The organism is Halobaculum sp. P14 (assembly GCF_051195155.1).
GTDB lineage: Archaea > Halobacteriota > Halobacteria > Halobacteriales > Haloferacaceae > JBNTKA01.
This window is the reverse complement of record NZ_JBNTKB010000002.1, coordinates 107,180-133,808: the sequence shown is the minus strand read 5'-3', so window position 1 is coordinate 133,808 and position 26,629 is coordinate 107,180. Positions and strand designations below refer to the sequence as shown.

Annotated in this window: 23 protein-coding genes; 12 read left to right on the top strand and 11 right to left on the bottom strand. The window is 73.0% G+C overall.

Features of this window, described 5'->3' with window-relative positions:
- The first annotated feature begins 4 nt into the window (after positions 1 to 4).
- The 5 genes from ACQUS7_RS05715 (at position 5) to ACQUS7_RS05695 (ending at position 5,294) form a co-directional block, all read left to right on the top strand.
- A complete protein-coding gene (locus tag ACQUS7_RS05715; protein ID WP_435123908.1) occupies positions 5 to 1,099 on the top strand; it encodes a DUF58 domain-containing protein in 1,095 nt (364 codons plus the stop codon).
- A 55-nt stretch (positions 1,100 to 1,154) separates the two neighbouring features.
- Positions 1,155 to 3,455 (top strand): transglutaminase TgpA family protein, encoded by a 2,301-nt coding sequence (locus ACQUS7_RS05710; protein ID WP_435145482.1) that lies wholly within the window; start codon positions 1,155 to 1,157, stop codon positions 3,453 to 3,455.
- Between the two features lie 114 nt (positions 3,456 to 3,569).
- Positions 3,570 to 3,863, top strand: a complete 294-nt coding sequence (gene yciH, locus ACQUS7_RS05705) for a stress response translation initiation inhibitor YciH (protein ID WP_435123904.1) — start codon at positions 3,570 to 3,572, stop codon at positions 3,861 to 3,863.
- A 165-nt stretch (positions 3,864 to 4,028) separates the two neighbouring features.
- The gene (locus ACQUS7_RS05700) at positions 4,029 to 5,006 is read left to right on the top strand and encodes a hypothetical protein (protein WP_435123902.1); all 978 of its coding nucleotides are present in this window, start codon (positions 4,029 to 4,031) and stop codon (positions 5,004 to 5,006) included.
- A 108-nt stretch (positions 5,007 to 5,114) separates the two neighbouring features.
- Complete coding sequence (locus tag ACQUS7_RS05695; RefSeq protein WP_435123900.1) at positions 5,115 to 5,294, top strand: hypothetical protein; 180 nt, start codon at positions 5,115 to 5,117, stop codon at positions 5,292 to 5,294.
- A 220-nt stretch (positions 5,295 to 5,514) separates the two neighbouring features.
- On the opposite strand, the gene ACQUS7_RS05690 is transcribed toward ACQUS7_RS05695, so the two are convergent.
- Positions 5,515 to 6,651: a WD40/YVTN/BNR-like repeat-containing protein gene (locus ACQUS7_RS05690; RefSeq protein ID WP_435123898.1), complete on the bottom strand. Its 1,137-nt coding sequence runs from the start codon at positions 6,649 to 6,651 to the stop codon at positions 5,515 to 5,517.
- Positions 6,652 to 6,891: 240 nt separating this feature from the next.
- Here ACQUS7_RS05690 and ACQUS7_RS05685 point away from each other — a divergent pair, with 240 nt between their 5' ends.
- Complete coding sequence (locus ACQUS7_RS05685; protein WP_435145477.1) at positions 6,892 to 9,003, top strand: hypothetical protein; 2,112 nt, start codon at positions 6,892 to 6,894, stop codon at positions 9,001 to 9,003.
- A 14-nt stretch (positions 9,004 to 9,017) separates the two neighbouring features.
- Here ACQUS7_RS05685 and ACQUS7_RS05680 read toward each other — a convergent pair whose 3' ends face one another.
- The 7 genes from ACQUS7_RS05680 to ACQUS7_RS05650 form a co-directional block, all read right to left on the bottom strand.
- Complete coding sequence (locus ACQUS7_RS05680; protein ID WP_435123895.1) at positions 9,018 to 9,458, bottom strand: rhodanese-like domain-containing protein; 441 nt, start codon at positions 9,456 to 9,458, stop codon at positions 9,018 to 9,020.
- 84 nt (positions 9,459 to 9,542) lie between these two features.
- Positions 9,543 to 10,196, bottom strand: a complete 654-nt coding sequence (locus ACQUS7_RS05675; RefSeq protein WP_435126060.1) for an NUDIX hydrolase — start codon at positions 10,194 to 10,196, stop codon at positions 9,543 to 9,545.
- Positions 10,197 to 10,246: 50 nt separating this feature from the next.
- Positions 10,247 to 10,630, bottom strand: a complete 384-nt coding sequence (locus ACQUS7_RS05670) for a hypothetical protein (protein WP_435123893.1) — start codon at positions 10,628 to 10,630, stop codon at positions 10,247 to 10,249.
- A 32-nt stretch (positions 10,631 to 10,662) separates the two neighbouring features.
- Positions 10,663 to 11,220 carry a DUF5809 family protein gene (locus ACQUS7_RS05665; protein WP_435145472.1) on the bottom strand — a complete coding sequence of 186 codons (558 nt, stop codon included), beginning with the start codon at positions 11,218 to 11,220 and terminating at the stop codon, positions 10,663 to 10,665.
- 23 nt (positions 11,221 to 11,243) lie between these two features.
- On the bottom strand, positions 11,244 to 11,789 hold the full coding sequence (locus ACQUS7_RS05660) for a DUF5810 domain-containing protein (RefSeq protein ID WP_435123890.1): 546 nt from the start codon (positions 11,787 to 11,789) through the stop codon (positions 11,244 to 11,246).
- 103 nt (positions 11,790 to 11,892) lie between these two features.
- Positions 11,893 to 12,465, bottom strand: coding sequence for a ribosomal protein S18-alanine N-acetyltransferase (gene rimI, locus ACQUS7_RS05655; RefSeq protein WP_435145469.1), 573 nt, complete (start codon positions 12,463 to 12,465; stop codon positions 11,893 to 11,895).
- A 211-nt stretch (positions 12,466 to 12,676) separates the two neighbouring features.
- Entirely contained in the window at positions 12,677 to 14,662 is a 1,986-nt protein-coding gene (locus tag ACQUS7_RS05650) for an aconitate hydratase (protein WP_435123886.1), read from the bottom strand.
- A 122-nt stretch (positions 14,663 to 14,784) separates the two neighbouring features.
- Here ACQUS7_RS05650 and ACQUS7_RS05645 point away from each other — a divergent pair, with 122 nt between their 5' ends.
- From ACQUS7_RS05645 to ACQUS7_RS05625, 5 genes are all read left to right on the top strand, one after another.
- Complete coding sequence (locus ACQUS7_RS05645; protein ID WP_435145465.1) at positions 14,785 to 15,411, top strand: deoxyuridine 5'-triphosphate nucleotidohydrolase; 627 nt, start codon at positions 14,785 to 14,787, stop codon at positions 15,409 to 15,411.
- A 67-nt stretch (positions 15,412 to 15,478) separates the two neighbouring features.
- Positions 15,479 to 17,308 carry a PAS domain S-box protein gene (locus ACQUS7_RS05640; RefSeq protein ID WP_435145462.1) on the top strand — a complete coding sequence of 610 codons (1,830 nt, stop codon included), beginning with the start codon at positions 15,479 to 15,481 and terminating at the stop codon, positions 17,306 to 17,308.
- 99 nt (positions 17,309 to 17,407) lie between these two features.
- A complete protein-coding gene (locus tag ACQUS7_RS05635) occupies positions 17,408 to 19,216 on the top strand; it encodes a flippase activity-associated protein Agl23 (protein ID WP_435145459.1) in 1,809 nt (602 codons plus the stop codon).
- A gap of 95 nt (positions 19,217 to 19,311) precedes the next feature.
- Positions 19,312 to 20,682, top strand: coding sequence for an ATP-binding protein (locus ACQUS7_RS05630; RefSeq protein WP_435145457.1), 1,371 nt, complete (start codon positions 19,312 to 19,314; stop codon positions 20,680 to 20,682).
- A gap of 97 nt (positions 20,683 to 20,779) precedes the next feature.
- The gene (locus ACQUS7_RS05625) at positions 20,780 to 21,607 is read left to right on the top strand and encodes an MBL fold metallo-hydrolase (protein WP_435145455.1); all 828 of its coding nucleotides are present in this window, start codon (positions 20,780 to 20,782) and stop codon (positions 21,605 to 21,607) included.
- Between the two features lie 48 nt (positions 21,608 to 21,655).
- Here the strand turns inward: ACQUS7_RS05625 and ACQUS7_RS05620 are convergent, their stop codons facing one another.
- Complete coding sequence (locus ACQUS7_RS05620) at positions 21,656 to 23,098, bottom strand: aryl-sulfate sulfotransferase (protein ID WP_435145452.1); 1,443 nt, start codon at positions 23,096 to 23,098, stop codon at positions 21,656 to 21,658.
- A gap of 98 nt (positions 23,099 to 23,196) precedes the next feature.
- Positions 23,197 to 24,156 carry a DUF5787 family protein gene (locus ACQUS7_RS05615; protein ID WP_435145450.1) on the bottom strand — a complete coding sequence of 320 codons (960 nt, stop codon included), beginning with the start codon at positions 24,154 to 24,156 and terminating at the stop codon, positions 23,197 to 23,199.
- Between the two features lie 94 nt (positions 24,157 to 24,250).
- Here ACQUS7_RS05615 and ACQUS7_RS05610 point away from each other — a divergent pair, with 94 nt between their 5' ends.
- Positions 24,251 to 25,015, top strand: a complete 765-nt coding sequence (locus ACQUS7_RS05610; RefSeq protein WP_435123873.1) for a twin-arginine translocation signal domain-containing protein — start codon at positions 24,251 to 24,253, stop codon at positions 25,013 to 25,015.
- A 282-nt stretch (positions 25,016 to 25,297) separates the two neighbouring features.
- On the opposite strand, the gene ACQUS7_RS05605 is transcribed toward ACQUS7_RS05610, so the two are convergent.
- On the bottom strand, positions 25,298 to 26,557 hold the full coding sequence (locus ACQUS7_RS05605; RefSeq protein WP_435145446.1) for an NUDIX domain-containing protein: 1,260 nt from the start codon (positions 26,555 to 26,557) through the stop codon (positions 25,298 to 25,300).
- Positions 26,558 to 26,629: the final 72 nt, after the last annotated feature.

The window sequence follows — 26,629 nt, the reverse complement described above, 5'->3', positions numbered from 1 at the left end:
GCGGATGCGGCTGACCAGACGGGGGAAGGCCGTCGTCGTCGCCGTCGCGGTCGCCGTCGGGTCGGCGGCGCTGTTCGGGCCGCGCGGACTGAACGCCGCCGTCATCCCGGGCGGTATCGCGCTCGGCGCCGCCTACGTCCAGCTTCGCCGCGCGGAGGCGCCGCGCGCCGCACGCGACGTGCCGCCGGACGACCACGTCGGCCGCAGCCACCGCGTCAGGCTGTTCTTCGGCGACCGCGGCGGGCCGCGGCCGGACGAGGAGCACGGCCTGCGGCGGCCGTTCAGCGGCGCGGTCCGCGAGCGCGTCGGCGACGGCGTCGACGCGGACCCGGCGGAGACCCGGGTCGACACCGTCGTCGGCGCCGTCCCCGTCGAGTACGACGTGACCTACGAGTCGCGCGGCCGGCACACGCTCGGCCCGGCGACCGTCACCGCCCGCGACGTCCTCGGGCTGGCGGAGACGGAGCTGTCCACCGCCGAAACCGCGACGGTGCTGGTGTATCCGCGCGTCCACGCCATCGCCGGCTGGGCGCGCCGCGACCTCCGCGCGCTCCACGAGACCGGCGTCCACGAGGAGCGCCGCGAGTTCGACCGGCTCCGCGAGTACGCCCGCGGCGACTCGCTCCGGGACGTCCACTGGAAGTCGACGGCGAAGCGGCAGGAACTCATCGTGAAGGAGTTCGCCGCGGAGGCGGAGACGGAGGCGGTGTCCATCGCCGCCGGCGCCGCCGCCGAGCCGGGCGCCGCCGACGGCATGGCGGAGGCGGTCGCGAGCCTCGCGCTCGCGCTCGTCGCCGACGGCGTCCCGGTGGAGGTGGCGCTGCCCGACGGCGACCTGCGGGTCGGCGCCGAGCGCGGCACGCAGGTGCGGCTGCTCGAACGGCTCGCGGTCGCCGGCGCCGGACGGCTCGCCGACGCCGACGCGGACATCACGGTGTACGGCGAACGCGACCGCGTCCGCGTCGACGTCGGCGACGGCGACACCGACTTCGCGGACCTCACCGCGGCGCACCCGCCGACGTACGGCGTCTCCCGCCCCGCCGACGCGGCCGACGGAGCGGCCGCCGCGGACAGCGACGACGCGGAGGTGGCGGCGTGACCCGCCGCGTCGGCCCGGTCGCCCCGGCAGACTCGGCGGGGACGGAGGTGTCGGGATGAGCGGCGGCACCGAGGGGCTGACGTCGATCGCGAAGGACGCGACCGCGGCGGCGACCCGGTCGGACCGCGGCCGCGGAAGCGACGGCCACGGACGGGCGTCCTACCGGGCGCTGGTGCGGCCGCCGGCCGCCGGCGTCGCGCTGGTCGTCGCGTCGTTCTGGTCGGTGTTCTTCCACGTCACCGACGTCGTCGGCGGCAGCGGCGTGCTCGCGATGGAGCTGGCGCTGGCGACGCTGGCGGCGGTGTGGCTCGGCCGGACGCTGCGGCCGCGGACCGCGGCGGCGCTCGCGGCCGCCGGGCTCGCGGTCGGTCTCACCGGCTACTTCTTCTCGGTGCCGGAGTCGGCGCGGGCGCTGTTCACGGCGGCCCGGGTGCTCGCGGACCTCCGGGCGCTGCTCACCGGGCTGTCGGTGCTGCGGCTACTGAACGTCGGCGCGTGGGCGCTGTTCCTCGCGCCGGTGCCGACGTTCCTCGCGGCGGCGCTGACGGTGCGGCGCCGGTACGTCTCCGCGGCGACCGTGGCGGCCGCGACGACCGGCTTTTTCGCGCTGACCGGCGACGCCGGCGTCGGCGCCATCCTCGCCGCCGCCGTCGGCGCGACGCTCACCGCCGGGTTCGCCGGCCTCGACACGGCCGGCTGGCGCGGCGTGTCGGCGCAGTGGGACACGCTCGCCGTCGTCGTCGCCGCGATGGTCGTCGTCACGTCGGCGGTGACGGTCGTCCCGGGCAGCGGCGCCAACCCGGTGCTTCCGGGCGGGCAGTCGCCGACGGTGGAGTCGAGTCTCGTCACGAACAGCGACCGGGTCGGCGTGCTCGGCAGCATCCGGCTGTCGCCGGAGGTCCGGTTCGTCGTCGAGGCCGACCGGTCGGCGTACTGGCGCGTCGGCGCGTACGACCGGTACACCGGCGGCGGCTGGGTGCGGACCGGCGGGACGACGCGGTACAGCGGCGACCTGGCGTCGCCGCCCGGCGAGACCGAGCGCCTGGTCCAGGAGGTGACGGCGAAGGCGAAACTGAACGCGATGCCGGCGGCGTGGAAGCCCGTCTCCGTCCGGAACGCGCCGGTGGACACGATGCAGGTGACGGACCTCGACGGGCTGAAGCCGGGGACGGCGCTGCTCGTCAACGACACGTACACCGTGGTCAGCGAGACGCCGACGGCGACGCCCGCCGAACTCCGTCGCGCCGGCGTCGACTACCCGTCGTCGGTCCAGCAGCGGTACACCGGCCTGCCGGAAAGCACTCCGGACCGCGTCGCGAACCGCACCGCGCGGATACTCGACGAGGCGAACGCGACGACGCCGTACGACGCCGCCGTCGCCGTCGAGCGGTACCTGGAGTCGACGAAGTCGTACTCGCTGGACGTGCCGGCGCCGCGGGGGAGCGTCGCCGACCGGTTCCTCTTCGAGATGGAGTCGGGCTACTGCGTCTACTACGCGACGACGATGGCCGTGATGCTGCGGACGCAGGGCATCCCGGCGCGGTTCGTCACCGGCTACACGCCGGGCCAGCGCGTCGCCGAAGACGAGTGGGTGGTCCGCGGCCTCGACTCGCACGCGTGGGTCGAGGTGTACTTCCCGGAGCACGGCTGGGTCCGGTTCGACCCGACGCCGGGCGGGCCGCGCGAGTCCGCAGAGCAGGAGTCCGTCGAGGAGGCGCGCGCCAGCGGCGAGTCCGGCGTCGACGCCGCGGGCTCCGAAGACGGGACGTACAGCACGCCGACGCCGACGCCGGAGCCGGGGAGCGACAACGGGACGGCGGCCGCCGGCAACATCGGCGTGACGCCGTTCCCGAGCGGCGCCGGCGGCCTCGGCATCACGCCGGCCGGCCCGGGCGGCATCACCGGGAGCCTCGGCCGGCCGACGACCGGCGGCGGCGCGGCGGCCGGCGACGACGGCGGCTGGCAGCCGACCCGGGGGGACGCGGTGCTCATCGGCGCGCTCGTCGTCGGCGTCGTCGCCGGCGCGCGCCGCTTCGGGCTGACCGGCCGGGCGTACCGGGCGGTCTGGCTGCTCCACCAGTCACCGGGCGAGCCCGCGGCCGACGCCGAGCGGGCGTACCGCAGACTGGAGTACCTCGGCGCCGTCGCCTACCGGCCGCGGCAGACCGGCGAGACGCCCCGGCAGTACGTCGACGCGCTCGCCCGCGACGCGTTCGGCGACACCGCCAGAACCGTCGGCTCGGCGTACGAACGCGCCACGTACGGCGGCGGCGTCACGGCTGACGAGGCGGCCACGGCTGTCGACGCCACGGACCGGCTCGTCCGCGAGCACGCCCCGGTTCTGCGCCGGTTCTGACACGCCCGTTTCCGCCGCGGCGACGCGGGAAACCGCGGGACTGCGGCCGGATTCCGCCGGGGATGACAGTACCCGACACTGTTTAATACAGCCGTCCTGTATTTTGTAGTGGAAATGTCTGAGGTATGCTCGACGTGCGGGTTGCCTGAGGAACTCTGCGTCTGCGAGGACGTCGCCAAGGAGTCCCAGGAGATCACGATCCGCATCGACGAGCGAAGGTACGGCAAAGAGGTAACGGTGATCGACGGGTTCGACCCGAAGGACGTAGACATGGATTCGCTCTCGAGCGACCTGAAATCCAAGTTCGCCTGCGGCGGCACGGTCGAGGACGGCTCGATCGAACTGCAGGGGAACCACACGGGCCGCGTCGAGGACTTCCTCCGCGAGAAGGGATTCAACGTCGCGTGACCACCACCCGTACCTGACCCGCCGTCGAGCCACGGTCTTTTTCGCGCGCCGCCACCCGGAGCCGCGAGCCGCGCGTCCGTCGGACGCCGCCCAGAGTCGCCCGAGCGCCGTCCGAGCGCCGCCTAATCTGTCCGCATCAAGGGCGCGCCGGGCGTAGCCGCTGGCATGTCCGACCCCGACTGGAGTTTCGAATCGAGCACCGACCCCGGCCAGTGGCGGCAGGTCGACTCGCCGGTGTCGACGACGCTGTTCGACGCCGCCGCGACCGTGAACGGGCCGGTCGCCGTCGGGAAGAAGGGCGTCGTCGTGGGGCGCGCCGACGACGGCACCTGGGGCGTCGTCGTCGAGAACGGGCCGGCCGCCCGCGGCGCGGCGCTGCACTCGGTCGCCGTCACCGACGACGGGAAGCGGCTCTGGGTCGCCGGGAACTCCGGCGCGCTCGGCTCGTACGACATCCCGACGGAGTCGCGCGAGGACCACTCGGAGCCGAAGGGAATCACCGGGACGCTGAACGCCGTCACGGTGTCCGGCGCGCGCGGCGAGGAGAAGCTGCTCGTCGCCGACAACTCCGGGAACGTCCTGCCGGGCTACGTCACCGACGACGGCGTCGACTGGGAGTTCGAGATGCGGCCGAACGGCGACACCGCCTTCGAGGACCTCGACGCCGACGACGCCGGCTACGGCTACGGCGTCGACGCGAACGCGAACGTCTTCGAGACGACCGCCGACCGGGGGTGGCAGCACGTCGGCGTCGCGGACGCGAGCGTGTCGCTGTACGCGGCCGCCGTCGACGGCGACCGGTTCCTCACCGCCGGCGGCAACGGCCGGGCGTTCGAGACGGTCGACGGCGGCGACGAGTGGACGCCGTACGACCTCGGGAACTTCTCGGTCCACGACGTCGACGTCCGCGACGGCTTCTCGCTGGCGGTCGGCAGCGGCGGCCACATCGTCGTCCGCGACGCCGGCGGCGACTGGGTCGGCGCCGACTGGCGGAAGAGCAAGACGGTCTACGGCTGCGTCGCCGGCGGCGACTCCTTCCCGAGCGTCGCGGTCGGCAGCGGCGGCCGAATCGTCGAACGCGTCTCCGAGCAGTCAGCGGACGGCTCGGGCGACGGCTCCGGCGACGGCTCCGGCGACGCCTGAGTCGTCGCTGCCTGAATCGCCGCTGCCCGAAGCGGCGCTGCCCGGGTCGGCGGCGAGCGCGCCGCGGCCAACCCTTATATTTCGGGTCCGCCTCTGTTCACGCGACTGATGGGTCTCTTCAAGCGGGTCGGTCGGCAGGTCGAACAGTTCAAGCGGACCGCCGAGGAGGCGGCGGCGGAACGCGCGGACTACCGGTGTCGGGACTGCGGCGAGCGGTTCCACGCCGACCACGACTCGTGCCCGGAGTGCGGCGCCGACGCGGTCGAGCGCGTGACCGACGCGGAGTGACCGCTGCCGCGGCGGCGACGCGGCTTCTCAGCGCAGGCCCGACCGATAGCGAGTGAATCGTCGTCGCTGTCGCGGTCGCTGTTGCCGTTGCTGTCGTCGTTGCTGTCGTCGTTGCTGTCGCGGTTCGCCTCGACGCTGTTCCCGTCGCCGTCCTCGACGACCGCCGAAAAGAGCGCGCGGCGAGTTCGGTTTCGCTCGACGCGAGCGACGCGGCCGGGACTCAGTTCTGCGTGTCGCTCGTGGAGCCGTCCGACGTCGAGTCGGTGGAGTCACCGGTCGAGCCGCCCGACGTGCCGTCCGTCGAACCGCCCGACGTGCCGCCGGTAGAGCCGTCCGAGGAGGTGTTCTCGCCGGGGTCGTTGTCGTCGCCGTCGAACGCTTCGCCGGTGCCGTCGTAGTTGTCGCCGTCCGGGCTCTTCCCGGACTGCCGGGTTTCGCCGCGGGGGCGCTGGATGACGACGCCGCCACTGCCGACGGCGACGTCCGGGTCGCCGAGCGCGAGGCTGAACAGGTCCTTGCTGGTCGGCGAGTGGAGTTTCTCCCAGCGCTCCTTCCCGCTGCGCTGGTAGATGTCGCCGCTGTTGCCGACGACCACCATCTGCTCGGTGCCGTCGTCGCCGCGGTAGATGTCGATGGAGCGCAGCGACCGCTCGCCGACGCCGAGCGGCGTCCAGTCGTGGTAGGAGTCGTCGTACCGGTAGACGCGGCCGTCGCCGGCGGCGATGTACACCTTGTGTTCGGAGCCGGCGTAGATGTCGTAGAACTTCACCTGGGCGTTGACGACGCCGATGTCGTTCCACCCCTCCTCTCGCGTCGTCTTGAACGCGTTCCCGGAGGTGTCGATGCAGTAGCCGTAGCCGTCGGGCGTCGACGCGAGCGCCGCGATCTTCGACGCCTTCTGCGCCGGCTTCCGGACGATTCCCCAGTCGACGTCGTAGCCGTCGATGTAGAACGGCAGCACCTCGCCGGAGCCGTTCGCGGCGAGCAGCTTCTCGCTGCCGGCCTCCCCGGAGACGGTGATGCCCTCCCACGTCGACGTCATCTCGTTCGGGTAGGAGTAGTCGTACTTCCGCTGCTGGACGACGTCGTACATCCCGATGGCGCCGGAGGAGCCGAGGAACCACAGCCGCTTCCCGTCGTCGGTGACGGAGATGCCGTTCAGCGCGTTCTGCCGCGCGTTCGGGCCGTCCTCGATGATGACCTCCCAGCCGTCGCCGCGGTTCGCGACGATGACGCCGCTCTCGCCGACGGCGTACGGACCTTCCTGGGTCGCGACGACCTGCGTCAGTCCGGCGTCGAACGGCGTTTCGACGACCTTCCACTCGGGTCTGTCAGCTTCGGGGCCGAGATTCCACATGCGATTCGTGCGTCGGCCGGAATCGGCATGAAGCCGGAATTCTTCCCGGAGACGCACGGAGAACGGGAATCTCCGGCTTCGACCCACTGCTCCTGCCGGCTCCGCACCGCTCCCGACGGATTCGCTCGGGCACGCTGAGTCGGTGTCGACTCGGCTGCCGCCGTGGACGGCGCCGAGCGCGTCGACGCGGGCGCCGCGGTGACAACGCCTTTGCGTCGGACGGCCGAACGCCGGAACCAGATGAGTCGCCGGCTCCGCGCCGCGTTGGTCCTGCTCGTTCTCGTCGCCGCCGCGGGCGCGTCCGCGCCGTCCGCAGCCGACACCGCCGCGGCACCGCAGCCGGGTGAGACGGCCGTATCGGCCACCGCAGCCACAGCGGCCGCAGCGACGTCGACCACGCAGCACGCCGGCACCGCCGCGGCGACGCAGACCGCCGGCAGCGACATCCGACTGGAGACGTCGCTGTCGCTGACGCCGGAGCGCCCCGGCGAAATCACGGTTCGGCTCCGCTTCGCGCCGCCGGACCGGGTGACGTCGCTGACGACGACGATCGACGCCGCCGCGACGGTGGTGTCGTCACAGGGGTTCGACCGCGTCGGCGGCGCCCGGTACGAGTGGGACGGCCGAACCGCGACGCCGACGCTGACCTACCGGCTCCCGGCGAACCGAACCTCGGCGTCCGGCCGGTTCGACGCCGCCGCGACTCCCGGACGGACCGCGACTCCCGGGCAGGCCGCACCGAGCGCGGCTGCTGCGACCCAGCAGTACCTGCTGGCCGACGCCGGGCCGTGGGCCATCGTGTCGATTCCGTGGCCGGCGGCGCAGTGGCGCTACACCGGCGCGACAGTCGGGCTGGAGCGGCGGACCGTCGTCGACGGCGCCGGCGTCGTCGGCACCCGGTTGGCGTTCCTCGGCGAGCACCGCGTCGTCGAGCGCACCGCGTCCGGCCAGACGTTCCGGCTCGTCGTGCCGGCGGCCGCCGACCTGCGCGAGCAGCCCGACGACGTGCTGGCGTCGCTGGCGTCGGCGTCGGCGGCGCTCCGCGTCGGCGACCGCGACCCCGTCGTGACGATGATTGCGGCGCCGACGAGCGTCGACTGGGCGGTCAGAGGGCTGCAGGTCGGGGAGGCGGACGCGTGGGTCCGCGCGGACGAGCGGCTGTCGACCGCCGACAATCCGTGGCTGCACGAGTACGTCCACACCCGCCAGTCGTTCGCGACGACGAACCGGACGAAGTGGGTCGTGGAGGGCAGCGCCGACTACTACGCGGCGCTGCTGACGCTCCGGCAGGACCGCATCGACTTCGAGCGGTTCGCGGCGAACCTCGAACGCGGGAGCAGACAGCCGTACAGCGGCGTCGTACTCGCCGACCCGGAGACGTGGGTGTCGGGCGCGCAGTACCTGAAAGGCGGGCTGGTCGTCGGCGTGCTCGACCGGCGGATTCGGCTCGCGAGCGACCGGAGCCACTCGTTCGGGTCGGTGTTCTCGGCGCTGAACGGCCGCGACGACGCGGTGACCCAGTCGGCGTTCCTGGCCGCCGTCGCCGCCGCCGGCAACGACTCGGTCGCGGCGGCCGCAGACCGGTTCACGACGACGACGGCGGCGCCGGAGATGTGGACGCAGGCCGAACACGAGGCCGCCTTCGGCGCGCTCCCCGCCCGCGTCGGCTACACGCTCCCCGAGGTCGGCCGGGTGAGCGGCGTCGCCCGGAACGAGACGGTGCGGCCGCCGTTCCTGCTGGCCGCCGGCGAGACGCTGCGGCTCCCCGTCGAGGTCGTGAACGACGGCGGCGCTGCCGGCGAGTACCGCGTCGCGCTCGCGGTCGACAACCGCACCGTCGACGTCACCGACGGCGAGATTCAGCCGGAGACCGCGACGACAGTGACGCTGTCGCACCGCTTCGACGAGCCCGGCCAGTACCGCGTCGAACTCCGCGGCCGCAGCTACGTCGTCCGCGTGCGCGAGCCGGCGACGCCGACGGTCGCGTCGGTGACGGCGAACCGGTCGACGGTCCGCCCGGGCGGGGCCGTGGCGGTGACGGCGACCGTCGCGAACGACGCGCCGGTGCCGGCGGTCGGCCACCTCCCGGTGACGGTCGACGGCGACCGCCTCCGCACCGAGTCCGTCGCGGTCGCGCCGAACGGCTCCGTGACGCTCCGGGTCGTCGTCGCGTTCGACGAGCCCGGGACGCACCGCGTCGCCGTCGGGAACCGCTCGACGACCGTGACGGTGCAGGAGCCGACGGCCGCCACGTCGACGCGGACACCCGGGTTCGGCGCGGTCGCCGGAGCGCTGGCGCTGCTGCTCTGCGGGCTCGTCGGCGCGGCGAACGCGAAACGGCGGGAGAAGTAGCGGCGCCGGCCGGCTCAGAACGGTGACTGCGGGCCTTCGTCGGCTTCGCCGGCGACCCGTTCTCGGCCGTCGTCCGCGGCGCCGGTCGTCAGTTCGCCGTCCCACTCGGTGAGTCCGCCCGCCATGCTCTCGACGGTGGCGTCTGCGGTCCCCTCGTACGACTGGATGAGCCGCGCGGCCTGCACGCTGGACTTGCCGTGCGGACACACCGTGACGATGCGGTCGGCGCCCGCGAGCGCCTCGACGCGGTCTGCGAGCTCCGGGAACGGGACGTTCTCCGACCCCGGGATGTGGCCGCGGCGGAACGCCGCCGGCTGCCGGATGTCGACGACGCGCACGTCGAGGGCCGCGTCGCCGTCGCCGTTGCTGTCGTCGCGGTCGTCGCCCGCACCGCCGCCGTTCCCTCGTTCGTCGAGCAGCGACTGCACGTCCGCGGGAGCGATTTCGCCGTCCATGGCCGAACGAATCCGGCGGGCGCGGAAAAGCGCGTCGCCGCGCCGGCGTTCGATACCTCCGGCGGCCGCGGCGGCGCCGGGTCGCTACAGCAGCCCCTCTTCGGCGGCGAGCAGGACGCCCTCGACGGTCGCGTCGTTCGTCGGCCGTTCGCGGGCGACCGCGGCGGCCTCGTCGACCGGGACGCTGCGCGGCGTCAGGTACTCGTTCGCGTCGAGGTCCTGCTCGGTCGGCGTGAGGTCCTCGGCGAACACGAACGCGCGGCGGTGCCGCAGCACGCCGGTCGCACACTGCACCTCCTGGAGCAGCGCGGTGCTGCCGGCGTCGAACCCGGTCTCCTCGCGGAGTTCGCGGCGCGCCGCCGCCGTGAACGACTCGCCGGCCTCGACGATGCCGGCCGGCAGTTCGAGGTGCGTCTCGCGGATGGTCGGCCGGTACTGCTCGACGAACAGCAGCCGGTCCTCGGCGCGCGCGACGACGACCACCGCGGTCGGCAGCTCCGCCCAGTAGTACCGCTTCGTCGACCCGTCCGGCTGCTCGACGAGGTCGTAGCCGCCGGTGAACCAGCCGGTCTCGTACTCGACGGCGGACTCCACGACCGGCCACTCCGGCGCGCCCGGCCAGTCGTGCCGCCGCCCGTCGTCGAACGCCGGCTCGTCGGAGGTCCAGCCGTCGCCGGCAACGTCGCCCTCGCGGTCCGCGTTGCTGCCGCGGTCAGCGTCGTTGCCGCCGCGGTCCACGTCGTCGCCGTCGCGGTCGGCGTCGTCGCGGTCACCGTCACCGTCGCGGCTCACGGCTGCACCACCTCAACTCGGTAGCGCTCGCCCTCGTACCGGACGAACACGGCGTCGCCGGCGGTGGCGTTCGCCGGCGCGAACGACCGGAGCGACCCGACCTCGTCGAACGGCGAGTTCGCGAACCAGTCCTTCCGGCCGCCGAGCGCCGACCGGTACGCCGACGACCTGCCGTCGTCGCTCTCCAGCGCCTCGAACAGGTACGGGTACCGGCGCTCGGAGAAGTCCGTGACGTTCAGCGCCGGCCCGTCCGCCGCCGGCTCGGCGGTGAGGTAGTACGGGTCCCCCGAGCCGAGATACGACGGCACGGCGCCGAGCGCGAGCAGCAGCACCACGACGGCGGCGAGAAGGAGGAGGAACGAGCGAGTGACGCGTCGCATACCGTCACGTACCGGCTACCTGCGCAAACCGGTTACGGCTCGCCGTCGTCCGCCGCGTCGTCCGGCTCGGCGTCCGACGCAACGTCGTCGTCCGCCGGCCCGTCGGCTGCTGGCTTGTCGTCGCCGCCGCTGTCCTCGCCGCCGCTGTCCTCGCCGCCGCTGTCCTCGTCGCCGTCGAGGTGTTCGCGGTACACGTCGCCGAAGGCGTGCCGGCGGAGCGTGCCGAGCGCGGCTTCGCGCTCGTTCTCCCACGTCGCCGCGACGACGACGTCGGCGAACGGGACGGGGTGCCAGACGACGCGGCCGACGTTCCCGCTGCCGATGACGTCGGCGTCGTACGACGGGTGGTCGTCGAGCCAGTCGTCGAACTCCTCGCGGCTGCCGACGTGGACGCGGAGCAGCGACGCGAACAGCGCGTCCCGCACCGTCTCGACGACGTCGCCGGTGACGCGCTCGCTGTACTCGTCGCGGTCGAACTCCATCGCCTTCGCCGTCTCCCGGACCGCGACCTTCGCGGTCGGCACCAGCGCGTCGTACTCGTCGCGGGCGGCCTCGGGCGACTCCGGCGCCAGCGTCCCCTCGGTTTCCATATGCGTGGCTCGGCCCGCCGGCGTCAAGAGTCGTTTCCTTCGTCCGCGTCGCCGGCCGCGTCGTCTGCCGCGTCGCCGGCAGCAACGTCGTTGTCGCCGCCGGCCGCGCCGCCGCCGCTGTCCTCCCCGGGGTTCATGCCGTACATCTCCTCGGTGAGTTCCTGTGCGTCCTGCAGCACGGACTCGACGGCGTCGTCGACGACGCCCTCGGCCATCCCCTCGAAGCCGCCGGCGCCGGCACCCGCACCGGCACCGCCGCCGGCCGGACCGCGGCCAGCCCCGACGTCAGGGCGGCCCTGCGCCGGCCCGTCGCCGTGGTCGTGGCCGGCGTCGCCGTGGCCGTGGTCGTGTGCGGTGTCCTCGAACACCTCGTCGTACTCGGTCTCTTCGGCGTGCTCGGTGACGTCGGCGGCGAGGTCGGCGGGCGTCCGGTCGCCCCAGTCCGCGACGGTGTCGTCGAGCCACGCCTCGTGTTCGTCGCCGTGAAGCATCGCCGTGAACGCGAGGTGGTTCGCGAGGTGCTCGCCGTCGCGCTGCGGCACGTCGCACACCGGACAGGCGTATCCCATGTCCGCCCGTCGGGCGCCGAGACGCAAAACACCTGCCGTCCGCGGCGACCCGCGCGAGGGCGTCCACCGCGGGGAGAACCGGAGTTGCGGGTCGCTCGTCGGCTCAGCCGTCTTCGGGGGCGTCACACCGGTTCGCGGTCCGAATCCACTCGCCGAGGTCGACGGCCATGACGAACGCGTCCTCGCCGTCGCCGTAGTACTGGCTGACGCGGCGCACCGGCTCGAAGCCCTCCGAGCGGTACAGCGACTGCGCGCGGTGGTTGGACTCGCGGACCTCCAGTTTCACGACGCTGGCGCCGACGGTCGCGAGCCGCCGGAGCGCCCGGCGCAGCAGCCGGCGGCCGACGCCGTGGCCCTGCCCGCCGGGCCGCACCGCGATGTCTTTCACGTGGCCGATGTCGCGGCCGTGGTCCCGCAGCACGTCGGCGACGACGTAGCCGAGCACGTCCGCCGCGGCGATGCCGTCCGCTCCGACGTCGGCGGCGGCGTCGGCCGTGGCGACGAAGAACCCCTCGGCGTCGAGCAGGTTCTCGAACGCCGCGAACGGCCACGGCTGCGTGAAGACGGCCTGTTCGATGCGGAACACGGACAGCAGGTCCGCGCGCGTCACGACTCTGACGTCGATGCCGTCCTCGCCGGGCGCGCCCCCCTCCACGGCTCCGCGTGAAGTGGTCACACCCCCGCTACGGAGCTACGGTACATAAACACGGTGGCCCCGACGTGTCCGGGGAGCCCGAAAAAGTGCCGCGTCGTTCCGGCTACGCCCCGCGGACGCGGGTGTGCCGGTGCGCTGCGAGCGGGTCGAAGCCGCGGTCAGAGGCGGCGACGCCGCCCCGGTCGGCCCGCGGCGCGGTCGGTCCGCGTTCAGTTCGCGTTCGGTTCGGGGTTCAGTCGTCCGCGGGCGCCGCGCCCGAGCCGGAGTCGTGCTGCGCCTTCGTCCACGAGAGCTTGCCGCCGGCCGCGAGGATGTCGCGCTCGCGTTCGGAGGCGTCGAGGTGGGCGGTCGCCTCCCAGTCGTCGTTCACGCGGATGGTGAACTCCTCCTGGCCGGAGCGGACGCCCGCGCCGACGTCGTCGACGATTTCGACGTCGTCGCCCTGCTCGATCTTCTCGTAGGTCTCCTCGTCGATGGTGAGCGGGACGAGCCCGAAGTTGAACAGGTTCGCCTTGTGGATGCGCGCGAAGCTCTGTGCGAGGACGCCCTCGATGCCGAGGTACATCGGGCACAGCGCCGCGTGTTCGCGCGAGGAGCCCTGCCCGTAGTTCTCGCCGGCGACGAGGAAGCCGCCGTCGGCGTCGAGCGCGCGCTGTGCGAACGTGTCGTCGACGCGCGAGAGCGTGAACTCGGAGAGCTTCTCGATGTTCGAGCGGAACTTCAGGATGTCAGCCGTCGCCGGGATGATGTGGTCGGTGGTGATGTTGTCCTCCATCTTGAGGAGCGCCTCACCCTCGATGTCCGACGCCAGCTCGTCCTTCAGCGGGACGTCGCCGATGTTCGGGCCCTTGACGAGTCCGTCGTCGACGGCCTCGTCGGGGCTGATGATGTCCGGGTCGTCCTGGCCCATGCCGGGGCTGTACTTCGTCCCCATCTCGAGGCCGGGCGCCTCGAGGTCGCCGAGTTCGTCGGCGAGGTCGCGCGGGTCCACGATTTCGCCGGCGATGGCGGCCGCGGTCGCGACCTCCGGCGAGCAGAGGAACACGGAGTCGTCCTCGATGCCGGAGCGACCCTCGAAGTTCCGGTTGAAGGTGCGCAGCGAGACGGAGTCCGACGCCGGGACGTGGCCGATGCCGATACAGGCACCGCACGTCGCCTCGGAGAAGTTGACGCCGGCGGCCATCATCTCGGCCGTCCAGCCCTCGCGGGCGAGCATCTCGGACGCCTGCTTGGAGCCGGGCGCGACGATCATCTCGGTCTTCTTCGCGACCTCGCGGCCCTTCAGCATCTTCGCGCCGGGGAGGATGTCCTCGTAGGCGCCGTTCGTACAGGAGCCGATGATGACCTGCTCGACGTCCTCGCCGGCGACTTCGCGGACCGGGACGACGTTGTCCGGCATCGACGGCTTCGCGATGAGCGGTTCGAGCGAGGACAGGTCGACCTCGATGGTCTCGGCATACTCGGCGTCCTCGTCCGGCGAGAGGTCGACGTACTCCTCTTCGCGGTCCTGCCGCGCGAGCCAGTCTTTCGTCTTCTCGTCGGTGCCGAAGATGGAGGAGGTCGCCCCCAGCTCCGTCCCGAGGTTCGTGATGGTGGTGCGTTCCGGGATGGTGAGCGTCTCGACGCCGGGGCCGGTGTATTCGAGCACCTTGCCGACGCCGCCCTTGACGCTCAGTTCGCCGAGCAGGTGGAGCGCGACGTCCTTCGCGGTCGCCCACTCGGGGAGTTCGCCGGTCAGTTCGACGTTGACGATCTCCGGCATCTCGACGTAGTAGGGGCCGCCGCCCATCGCGACGGCGATGTCGAGGCCGCCGGCGCCGATGGCGAGCTGGCCGAGGCCGCCGGGCGTCGGCGTGTGGCTGTCGGAGCCGAGCAGCGTCTTGCCGGGCGCCGCGAAGTTCTCCTTGTGGACCTGGTGGCAGATGCCGTTGCCGGGCCGGGAGAAGTACGCGCCGTACGTCCCTGCGGCCGACCGGAGGAAGCGGTGGTCGTCCGTGTTCTTGAAGTCGAACTGGTACGTCTGGTGGTCGCAGTACTGCGCCGCGAGTTCGGTCTGCACTTCGTCGAGGTCGAGCGCCTCGAACTGGAGCCAGACCATGGTGCCCGTGGTGTCCTGGGTGAGCACCTGGTCGATTTCGATTCCGATCTCCTCACCGGGCGTGAGTTCGCCCTCAACGAGGTGGTCGCTGAGGATTTTCTCCGTAATCGTCTCTCCCATATCGTCCGGACTTCGACCTCGCGGAGATATAAATCCGGCGAGTCATCCCACTGTCGTTCGTGAGGAATACGGCCCGTGCGGTCATTCTTGCGGCGAATTTTGTTTTCACTCGGGTGTGAGTTGTGGTTTCGTTGATTCCGCCGGCGACGCGGAACCGGGTCGGCAATCGCGCCGTTTTTGTCCCGACTCGCACAGCCACCGGTATGTACGAATCCGGCGCGTTCGTCGCCGACCACGTCGAACCGCTGCGGGAGGGGCAGGTCCAGCCGAACGGCGTCGACCTCACCGTCGACGCGGTGTACGAACAGACCGCCCCGGGACGCATCGAACGCGGCGACAAGCGCGTCGGCGACCGCCGCGAACTCCGCCCCGTGAACGGCGACGGCGACGGCGCCGGCGAGTACCGCCTCGACCCCGGCGCGTACGTCGTCCAGTACGGCGAGACGCTCCGCGTCCCGGACGGCCACGTCGGCTTCGTCTACCCGCGGTCGTCGCTGCTGCGGAACTCCTGCATGCTGAACACGGCCGTCTGGGACGCCGGCTACGAGGGCCGCGGCGAAGGGCTGCTGCAGGTCGGCCACGCCCTCGAACTGGAGCGGGGCGCCCGCGTCGCCCAGTTCGTGCTCTCCACCGCCGAACACGACGGCCGGTACGACGGCGACTACCAGGGCGAACGGCTGTCCGCCGCCGACGGCGACAGTGACGACGACGGCGGCGACGACGACGAAGTCGGCAGCGACGCGGCGTAAGATTACGTGGGCGACTTTGTCTGACGAAAGATTGTTAGTGGTCCATGGGGAACCGAGCGCCACACTCGTGGTTCACGGGAGGGAATCGGCGCCGGACGGGAGCGAACGGCTCCACAGACGCGCGTTTCGCGAAACGACGGACCCGGCGGTCATCGTCGACACCGAGTTCGTCATCGTCGACGTGAACGAGGCGCTCTGCGACCTGACGGGCTACGGCCGCGACGAACTGCTCGGCTCGTCGCCGCTGCGACTCGTCGACGACCCGGCGGTGTACGAGGAGATCGTCGACGCGCTCTCCGCCGGCGAGTCGTGGGCCGGCGACCTGGAGTCCATGACGAAGGACGGCCGGCTCGTCCACACTCGCGGGAGCGCCGCGCCGCTCGACGCTGACGGCGTCGTCCGCGGCTACGTCGCCGTGTTCTCCGACATGACCCGGCAGCGGCGCTACGAGGAGTCGCTGCGCATCCTGAACCGCGTCCTGCGGCACAACATCCGGAACGACGCGAACGTCGTGCTCGGCCACCTCGAGCGCGTCGCGAGCGAGGTCGACGAGGAGCTCCCCGACGCCGCCGGCGACGCCGTCGAGTCGTCGCTCGAAACCGCCGGCAGCCGGGTCCGCGAGATGCTCCACCGCGCGCGGACGACCCGGCGGTTCAGCGGCATCCTCACCGGCGGCGACGCCGACTCCATCCGGCCGGTCGACCTGTCCTCGGCGGTGAAGGAGGCCGTCGCGGACGTCCCGGCGACGAACGCCTCCATCTCCGTCCACGGCGTCGACGACGAACTGGACGTGCTCGCCGACGACATGCTCGGGCCGGCGCTCCGCGCCGTCGTCGAGAACGCCGTCGAGCACAACGACAAGGACGCCGCGAAAGTGACGGTGACCGTCGACGTGAACCCGGGGACGGTGACGCTGTCCATCGCCGACAACGGCCCCGGCATCGACCAGCACCGCCGCGACGAGGTGCTCGGCCGCGAGGAGCGCACGCAGGTCGAACACGGCGAGGGACTGAGCCTGTTCTTCGTCGACCGGCTGATGGACGTGTACGGCGGCGACGTCGACGTCCGCGAGAACGACCCCGAGGGGACCGTGTTCGAACTCCGATTTCGCCGGCCGACGGCCGGCGCCGACCCGTACATCGACCAGGCCGAAGCGGAAGCCGGGTCGCAGGCGGCCGAGTCGGACGCGGCCGCCACTGACGACGGCGGCGTCCGGCCCGCTGACCGCGGCGTCGACGGCGACGGCGCCGCCGAGAACTCCGACGGTTCGGACGCCGGCGGCGACGCTGCCGCCGGAACCGAAGCCGACGCGGTGCGGCGCGCCTGGACCCGCGGCCGCGCCGCCGGCGCGGACAGCGGCAGCGGGCGGTCCGCCACCGGAACCGGGTCGGGCGCCGAGGCGGCGGACGGAGACACCAGAAGCGGGCCGCCGACCGACACGCCGGGCGAGTTCGGCGGCCGCCGGGTCGGCCACGGGACGCCGGAGACGGACCGCGTCGCGGCGCTCGCGGCCGCCGCCGTCGGCGACTCGGTGACGCGGAGCCGGCTCGCCGGACAGACCCGGTGGCTGCCGTCGGTGGTGCCGGCGCTCGGCGCGGACGACCAGCCGCACCACCTGCTTCGGCTCCGCCGGTCCGGGCCGCTGGTCCGCGACGGCGAGACGCTGCTGCGCGGCGCCGCCGCCGCGGCGTTCCTCGACGACGCCGTCCTCGTCGCCACCGCGGACGCCCGATTCGAAATCGCCTACCAGTCGCTCGCGGCGGTCGGCCGTGTCGACGACGCGCTCCTGCTCGACACGGAGAGCCGGAGCTACCGGCTGCAACTCCCGCGAAACGGCGCCGAAGCCGAGTACGTCGACGCCGCGGTCGCGTTCCTCCGCGACGAACTGCGGCGCTGACCGGTGACGTCCCCGCCAGTCCGTCCCGCGCGGTTCGACAAGACACTTATCCGGACGCCGTGACGCTCGACCGTGTCGCGTCGCCCGCGTCGCCGCGCAGTGGTCGAGACGCTCCGGAGTCCACGGCGAGCGGTTCCGCTGTTGGCGCTGCTCGCGCTGACGCTCCGGCTGTGGGGGCTCGGCGCCCGGGCGATGCACTTCGACGAGGCGCGAGTCGGCTACTGGACGCTGCGCTACCTCGACACCGGCTACTTCGCGTACAGGCCGGTCGTCCACGGGCCGTTTCTCTCCATCGCGACGGCGCCGCTTCTCGACCTGTTCGGCGCCTCGGAGTTCACGGTCCGGCTGCTCCCGGCGGTGCTGGGCGGCCTCCTCCCGCTCGCCGCGTTCGGGTTCCGCGCCGCGCTCGACGACGACGAGACGGTCGCGCTCGCGGCGTTCCTCGCCGTCTCGCCGGTGCTCGTGTTCTTCTCGCGGTTCTTCCGCGAGGACCTGCCGCTGGCCGCGTTCGCGTTCGCCGCGGTCGCCGCGGCGTACCGCGGCTACACCGACGGCCGGCCGTGGCTGCTCGTCGCCGCCGGCGTCCTCTGGGGGCTGGCGCTGACGACGAAGGAGAACGTCGTCGTGTACGCCGCCTGCGTCCTCGGCGCCGTCGGCGTCGCGCTCGCTGTGCGGTGGCGCATCGACGGACGAAGCGGGGCTCGCGCCGCGCTCGCACGGGCACGGCCGCTCCTACCGGCGGTTCCGGTCGCGGCCGTGGCCGCGCTCGCCGTCGCGTGGGTGTTCTACGCGCCCCGCGGCTACTCGCCCGGGTTCGACGACCTGCTCGCGACGCCCGTCGCCGCCGTCGCCGCCGGCACCGTCAGCGCGTGGACCACGTTCGCCGGGAGCCTCTGGGTCGGCGGGCACAGCCACCCGTACGCGCCGTACCTGCTGCACCTGCTCGCGACGGTCGCCGTCGGCGCGCCGGCGCTGTACGCCTGCGCGCTGGCCGGCGTCGGCCGAGAACTCCGCGGGTTCGTCCGCGGCGACGCCGCCCGGCCGCTCGTCGTCGCCGCCGGCGCCTGGGGGCTCGTCTCGCTCGCCGGCTACCCGTACGCGACCGACATCAAGGCGCCGTGGCTCGCCGTCCACGCCGCCGTCCCGCTCGCCGTGCCGGCCGCCGTCGGCGCCGTCGCCGTCGGTCGTCGGATTCGCGCGTGGAACGCCGACCGAGTCGCTGGCCGTGACGGCGCGGCCGACTCGGCCGGTCGCGACGCAGACCCGGCCGGCCGCCGCACCGACGGCCGCGTCTCCCCGGGGTTCCGGGTCGCCGTCGCGGTGCTGGTGGTCGCGCTCGTCGCCGCGCAGACCGGGTTCGTGCTGCTCGCCACGTCGTACACGGAGCCGACGCCGCGGGTGAACCTGCTCGCGCAGGGCGCACAGCCCGGCGACGACCTCGACCCGCTGGTCGCCGACGTCGAGGCGGCGGCCGGCGACGGCGGCGTGCTGTACTACGGGTCGTTCTTCCGGCTGCCGAACGAGACGGTCGCGGCCGTGCCGCCGCGGGACGCGGGGCCGTGGCTCGGCCTGTGGCTCCGCCGCCTCCCGCTGACGTGGTACGTCGAGCGCGCCGGGGCGACACACCGGCACGCCGCCGGCGTGGAGTCGGTTCCGGCGAATCCGCCGCCGGTCGTGTTCGCCGCGCCGGCGGAAGCCGACGAGGTCGCCGGGGCGCTCGACGGCTACCGGCGCCGCGAGTACGACCTCGCGCTGTACGGCAACCCGGTCGTCGTGTTCACCGACGAGGCGGCGCTGCACGGCGACGATGCGTCGACGGAGACGGCACGCAGCCTGCCGACACACACCACGTCGACGCCGCGGTCGCGGCCCGGCGTCTCGCCACAGCCGCCGGAATCGGCGGTCTGACCCGCGAACGACGCCCGGGGCCGGCTTCGCCGCGGCGGCGGTTCGCGCCAGTCGCTTCGACGCGCTTAACCACCTTCGCCGGCAAGTTCTCGGGGATGAGTGACCCGGCAGTCGACGTGGTCGAACTCCTCGTCACCGCCCACCGATACACCGAGGACCGCGGGCTCGACCCGGACGACCTCCCGCCCCGGTACCGGCGCGTGTTCTGGACGGAGTCGACAGAGGACGAATCGAGCCCAGGGACCGTACAGCGGCCGCTGCACGTCACCGAGGCGGACGCGAAAACCGCGACCGGCGTGGAGCGCCCCTGGGAGGCCGTCTCCGACCTGCTGTTCACGCAGCGCGAGGAGTTCTCCGGCGAGATCTCGCTGACGCAGTCCGGCATGGCCGTCGAGTGGCTGCTCGACCGCGTCGACGACGACCGGCTCCGGTCGAACCCGGTGCTCGCGAAGATCGCCGACGAGTCCGACGAGGCGTTCGAGGCGACCTACGAGGAGGCGAGCGACGAGAACCGGCCGATTCGCGCCGACCGCGTCTGGATCGACGCGCTGCTCGACGAGTACTTCGACGAGGAGGAGGACGCCGAGATGCTCGACCTCGTCACGGTCCGGGCGCCCGAGGAGATCGAGATGACGCTGAAAGACCTCGTGCTCACCGACGACCAGGAGGGCGAGATTCGGAAGCTGATGAAGGCCATCGAGCACCGCGAGTACCTCGCGAACATCGGGCTCCGCGAAATCGGGAAGCTGCTGTTCGTCGGCCCGCCCGGCACCGGGAAGACGACGGCCGCCCGCGCGCTCGCGCACGAACTCGGCCTCCCGTTCGTCGAGGTGAAGCTGTCGATGGTGACGAGCCAGTACCTCGGCGAGACCGCGAAGAACGTCGAGAAGACGTTCGAGGTCGCAAAGCGGCTCGCGCCCTGTATCCTGTTCATCGACGAGTTCGACTCCGTCGCGAAGACCCGCCGCAGCGACGAGCACGCCGCGCTGAAACGCGCCGTCAACACGCTGCTGAAGAGCATCGACGACATCTCGCTGGTCCGCGACGAGGTGCTTCTCATCTCCGCGACGAACCACCCGGACCAGCTCGACGCGGCCGCGTGGCGCCGGTTCGACGAAATCGTGAACTTCCCGAAGCCGGACCGGGAGATGCGCGCGGACATCCTCCGCGTCATCACGCGCCAGATGGAGATCGCGGAGTTCGACCCGGACGTCGTCGCCGACCGCACCGAGGGGCTCACCGGCTCCGACCTCCGGCTCGTGCTCCGCGAGGCGGTCCTGGAGGCGCTCACCGACGACCGCATGGCCATCACGCAGGAGGACATCATGGACGCCGTCTCCGACTTCGAGGAGCGCGACAACCTCAAGAACATGGACATGATCGAAGGCGAGGGCGCCGAGGTCCCCGAAGTCGCCGGCGACGGCGGCGGCGAACACGACCACGACGGCCACGACCACAGCCACTGACGGCTCCCGGCTCCGGACTCCCCTCTCTCGACTCGCGGCCATCGCCCGCCGGCTCCGACACCCCTTACTCCCCCGGCCGCGTTCGCCCGGATAGCGAATGCGCGTCACCCTCCTCGGCACGGGCGACACGACCGGGACGCCGACCGTCGGCTGCGACTGCGACACCTGCCGGGCCGCCCGCGACCGCGGCGTCCAGCGCTCGCGGTTCTCCGTCCACGTCGCGAACGACCGCACCGGCGAGTCGCTGCTCGTCGACTTCTCGCCCGACTTCCGACAGCAGTTCCTGACCCACGACGTCGACGTGCCCGACGCCGGCGTCGTCTCCCACATTCACTTCGACCATCTCGACGGCCTCGGGAACGCCTACCGCGTCGTCGACGACGACCTCCCGGTGTACGCCGCCGACGAGACGGACCCGGTGACCGGCGAGTCCGTCGCGGACACCGTCCGGTCGAAGTACGACTACCTCGACCGGGTCACCGTCCGCGACGCCACGCCGCACCGCGCCGAACGCGTCTGCGGACTGGACGTCACGCTCGTCCCCGTCGACCACCCGCCGCTCGTCTGCTACGGCGTCGTCGTCGAGGACCCCGTCACCGGCGCGAAGCTGTCGCTGACCGGCGACACCAGCTACGACGTCCCCGAGGAGTCGCGCGCGGCGCTCGCCGACCCCGACCTGCTGCTCGCGGACGCCATCGTCCCGGCGTCGCTGTGCGAGAAACATCCGCTCGGCGGGTCGCACCACGACGCCGACGGCGTCCCGCGGACGTTCGGCACGAAACACATGACCCGCGAGGGCGCGCTGTCGCTCGCCGACGACCTCGACGCCGCACGGACCAGACTCGTCCACGTCGCGCACTTCTACCCGGCGGACGAGGCGTTCGACGACCCGATTGCCGTCGACGGCGAGACGTACGACCTGTAGGTCGGTGCCCCGACGGCCGGCCGGTCGACCCGTCTGCACTGCCGCCGGTCAGGCTCGGCGCCGGCCGAGCAGCGCCGCGACCAGCACCGCGGCGGCCGCGACGGCGGCGCCGAAGCCGGCGATAGTCGTCGACGTCTGGGACGGTACCGGCGTCGCCGCGGTCACGGTCCGTTCGTCGCCGTCGCCGCCGGGCGTCGCGGTGGCGAGCGACCGGAAGCCGCCGTCGTGGGTCGTGATGGCGGCCGCGCAGGATTCGAGCGCGGCCGTCTCGGGCGGCGTCGCGTTCGAGAGGGCGTAGGTGCCGCCGCCGCCGATGTCGGCCATCGTCGGGCCGCGGGAGCCGCCGACGTCGCGGTAGCCGTCGGCGTCGAAGCCGGCGGCCGGGACGCGCTCGGCGTCGTAGACGAGCCACGGCGCGTACACCTCCCAGACGACGCGGCCGCGCGGCGTCACCTCCAGCACCCGGTTGTTCCGGGAGTCGCCGAGCAGCGTGTGGCCGTTCCGGAGCCGGTCGGCGTCCCGCGGCCACGACAGCGAGTCGCTCGACCCGACGCGCCACGTCTGCGTCCACTCGCCGCCGCGTTTCGCGTACTCGACGACCCGGTCGTTCTCGGAGTCGGCCACGACGACCGTCGGGTTGCCGGCGTCGCTCCGCAGGAAGTCGGGGTTGTGCTGCCGTTTCATGGTGTCGTAGTCGCCGTCCGACCCGAGTTTCAGTTCGACGTCGCCGGTCGACCGGTTCACCAGCAGCACCTGGTCGAAGTTCCGCGGCGACACCAGGAAGTGGGTCGCCCGGTCGCCCTCTCCGTCGGGGTTGACGGCGTCGACGTCGTTCACGTGCGTCCAGTCTTCGGAGTAGTTCCCGCCGACGGACGCCGGGTACCGCGGGTCGAACCGCCAGGTCCACGTGATTTCGTCGGTCTCGCGGTTGTAGACGACGATGCGGTCGTCGTTCGTCCCGTTCGCGATGTCCGGGTTCCGCATGTTCGCGACGACGACGTGCGTCCGGTTCAGCGGGTCGGCGTCGTGGGTGTCCACGAACGGCAGTTCGTCGCGCCACACCGTCTCGCCGGTCGTCGCGTTCAGTTCGTACAGCACCGTCGTGCCGCGCTGCGTCCCGGTGACGAACACGTTCCCGTTCGGCAGCGGGTCGACGTCGTACGACCAGACGACGCCGTGCTTCCGGCCGCTGTGGTGCACCCACAGAATCCCGCCGCGCGGCCCGTACGCGACCAGCCGCGCCGCCGTCTTCCCGCCCTCCTCGCCGAACCGGGCGCCCTGCACCGACACCACCGTGACGCCGTTCGCCGGCTGGCTGACGCGGCCCGCACACACCGGCGCCCCGGTCGCGTTCGACGGCGTCGACGCCGCGGACGCCGCGGCCGACGTGGACGTCGACGACTGCCGCGCCGCAGCGCCGCCGACCGCCGCCGCCGGAGCGACGCCGCCGGCCACCAGCAGGACCGCACACAGGAGGGCGAATCGTCTCATAGCGAAGCCTGCCGCCTCGCCGAGTAAGTACCTTCTCGTCCGCCGCCGCCGAACCGTCGCTGAAACGTCGCTGGACGGCGCTGTCGTCGGGTCGTCGGTCAGCGGAAGCGGTCGAGGCCGGCCTGCCGCCGCGAGACGCCGGGCGGGTCGCGTCGCCACGGCGTCCGGGCGTCACGGAGCGCGTCGGCGTCGACGTCGGCGGCGTCGCCGGGGCGGAAGCCGGGGCAGTCGGCGCCGCAGTCCGAGGCCGGGTCGACGACGGCGTCGAAGTGCTCGCAGTGCGGGCGGGCGTCGTCGGTCGCGGCGCAGCGGGCGCACGCCGGGAAGTCGTAGGTCCGCCAGCCCTTCCCGTACGCCCGCTCGGCGATGCGTCGTCTGCGCCGCCGCTTCGCGTCCGCGGAGACGACGTCGACGTCGGTGCGGAGCGGCCGCTCGTCGAGCAGTTCGACGCCCGGCCCGTCCACCGGCAGCGACGCGGCCTCCCGGACCACGTCGCGCTCGCCGGTTTCTGGGTCGAACCGCCAGACGCCGACCGGCTCCGGGATGCGGTTCAGGTGCGCGCCCGTCACGTGGCTCTCCGTCGCCAGCCACACCTCGTCGAACAGCGCGAGGCTCACGTCCAGCCGAAGCTGCCGCCGCAGGTCGCCGGGGCGGCCGAGGTCCGGCTTGTTCTCGACGCCGACCAGCCGCCCGAACCAGTCGTCGGGGTAGCGCGTCGTCTGCCGGACGTACCGTCGGCCGCCGCGCCGCTCCGCCGAGAAGAAGCCGGCGTCGACCGCGGCGTCGACGACGCCGTCGACCCGCTCCGGGTGGCAGTCCAGCGCGTCGCGCGGCCGCCGCGGCTCGCCGACGCCCACCGCGGACTCGATGGCGACGCCCGGAATCGACCGGTCCGTGATGCGGGCGCGGTCGTCGAACTCAGGGCCGGGGACGACACCGACGACGTCGACGACGCGGCCGCCGGGGTCGGTGACGCCGCCGCCGAGCTGACGCGCGAGCACCCAGTCGGTGCGCGCTTCGAGGGCGGCACACAGCGCCAGCTCGAACCCGAACTCCATGCGGCCTCCTCGGGCGCCGACGGACAAAAGCACACGGCCACGGAGTCCCGGAGAAATCCCGGCTTGAGCATCCACGCGGCGGAACAGCCCGGCGATGAACCGTCCGAGTCGCAGAACGTTCCTCACGGCCGCCGCAGCGGCCGGAACCGCCGGTCTCGCCGGCTGTACCGACACCGCGGACGACGCGCTTCCGTCCGTCCCGCAGACGCGCCTCTCGGAGGCCGGCTGGACCCGGCTCCGCGAGCAGCGCCGCCCGCTGTTCGACCGCGTCGTCGACGGCGTCGCGGTCAACGCCGTCACGCACGCCGTCCGATTCGGCAACGACGAGCGCTGGCGGCGGCTCCGGAACGCCACGCTCGGCCGCGTCGACGGCCGCCTGAACTCGTTTTTCGCCGGGCGCGTCACGTTCTCCGCGCCGCAGCAGCCGGCGCCGACCGCTGACGCGCTGTGCGCTGCGACGGAGCGGGCCGCCCGCGACGCCTTCAGACGCCGACTCGGCGCGCGAGGCTTCCGCGCCGTCGACGCCGTCGACCGCGGCGAGCTCGCGGCTGCGAACGGCGAAACAGCCCGCACAACGACGTACACCGCCGCGTTCCCCGTCGAGGGGTTCCGGCTCTCGGTCGGCTCCCGGGAGCTCTCGGTTTCGGCGGACGCGATCGACGCGGAGGGGTTTCTCGCCGTCTGGCCGGACGGCGACTCGGTGCTCGCCGCCGGCGGCACCTACGCCGCCGAACGCGGCCGCCGGACCGTCACCGAGCCGCTCACCGACGACATCTCGGTCACCGTCGACGTCGACCTCCAGTTCGACCCGGACCAGTACGCCCGGGATATGCAGCGGCTCGTCGCGGGCGTCACGTAGCGCCACCGAGCCGCAACCGCAGCCGCAGTCGCAGCCGAAACCGCCGCTGCCACGCGCTCCGACCGCGACGGAGGCCTGCGAACGTTTAGATACGAGGACGGGACCAGCGGCTCACGATGTAGTCGCGCCACGCCCACGTCCCCGCTGTGTCAGCCCAGCTGCCCGCGTCGCTCACGGGGTCTCAGGAGATGGACGGCTCGGGTGAAATCCCTCGTCACACGGGGCTCGGTGGGGGTAACCCTCGTCACCGCCGTCCACGACCGGCTACGGCGCCCGGCGGTTTCACTCGTCCGGTTCCGCGTCGTTCCCGTGGTATCCGTCGCCCCCGTCGTCCCACGTCGCCAGCGCCCGGTGGGTCGCCGCGGTCGCCGCCACGTCGGCCGCGTCGAGTTCGCCGTCCTCGGTGATGACCGTCACGAGGTCTGCGGGCGTCCGGTCGAACAGCGGCGCGTACCCCTCGACGGAGTCCGGAACGTCGAACGCGGCCGACTCCGGGTGGTGCGTCGCCGCTCCGGAGATTTTGTCGCGCGCCGCGGCGACGTACACCGGAACCGACTCGTGAGCGGCCGCTACGGCGGCGGCCCGGGTCCCGGTTTTGTTCGCGACGTCGCCGTCGGGGAACACCGTGTCGGCGCCGACCAGCACCGCCGCCACGTCTCGCTCGGCGAGCACCGCCGCCACCGCTGCGTCCGGGAGCAGCGTCACGTCGCGGCCGTCCGCGCCCGTCGCCAGCGACGCTGCCACCTCGCGTCCCTCGCCGCCCGGCACCGATTCGGCGACGAACACCGGCACGTCGGCGGCGCGAAGCGCGGCGTCGACGGTGCCGGACCGCGACAGCGTCAGCGTCGGGCCGTCGAGCAGCGCCGCCGCCTCCGCGGCTGCTCGGTCGTCCGCCTCGACGGCGGCCGCCACCGCGTCCTCGGCGCGCTCACGGACGGCGTCCGGCGTGCGGTCCGCTTCCGAGAGCACCCGGTTCACTCGGTTCCGGAGCACCGCCATCCCGGGACGGGCGTCGCGGAGCGCCCGCGCCGTTTCCGCGACTTCACTCCACGACTCAGCACAGGCTGCGTCGTCGCGGAGCGCCTCCAGCGCGCGGACCGAGAGCGTCGCCGAGCCGTGCGTCCGGTCCTGTTCGACGGTTTCGGCGGTCGGCGAAACCGCCCGGTAGGCGTCCCAGAGCCGCGGTACGGTCCGCCGTCTCAGCATCGCGGTCGCCGGGACCCACTCGGAGTCGTCCAGTTCGTCGTTCAGCGACACCGCTCGCGTCTCGCAGTCGAACAGGAACGCGTGGACCGTGAGCTCGCCCTGTTCGTCGTCCACGCCGACCGGGTCGCCGCCGCGGACCAGCGTCAGCGCGGCCTCGTCGACGCCGACCGCCTCGCGGACCTCTCGGCGTGCGTCGTCGAGCGCCTCGGCCGGGTCGCCCTCGACGGAGCCGGAGACGCCGCCCCAGCGGCCGCGGTACGTCCCGACGTCGTCGCTCCGTCGGACGAGCAGCAGGTCGCCGCGGTTCCGCAGGAACGCCGTCACGACGTGCGCCATGTCCGGTGGTCGGCCGGCGGCGACTCGAAGCTGTCGCCGCGGCGCGGAGCGACCGGAACACCGGAGACGCGC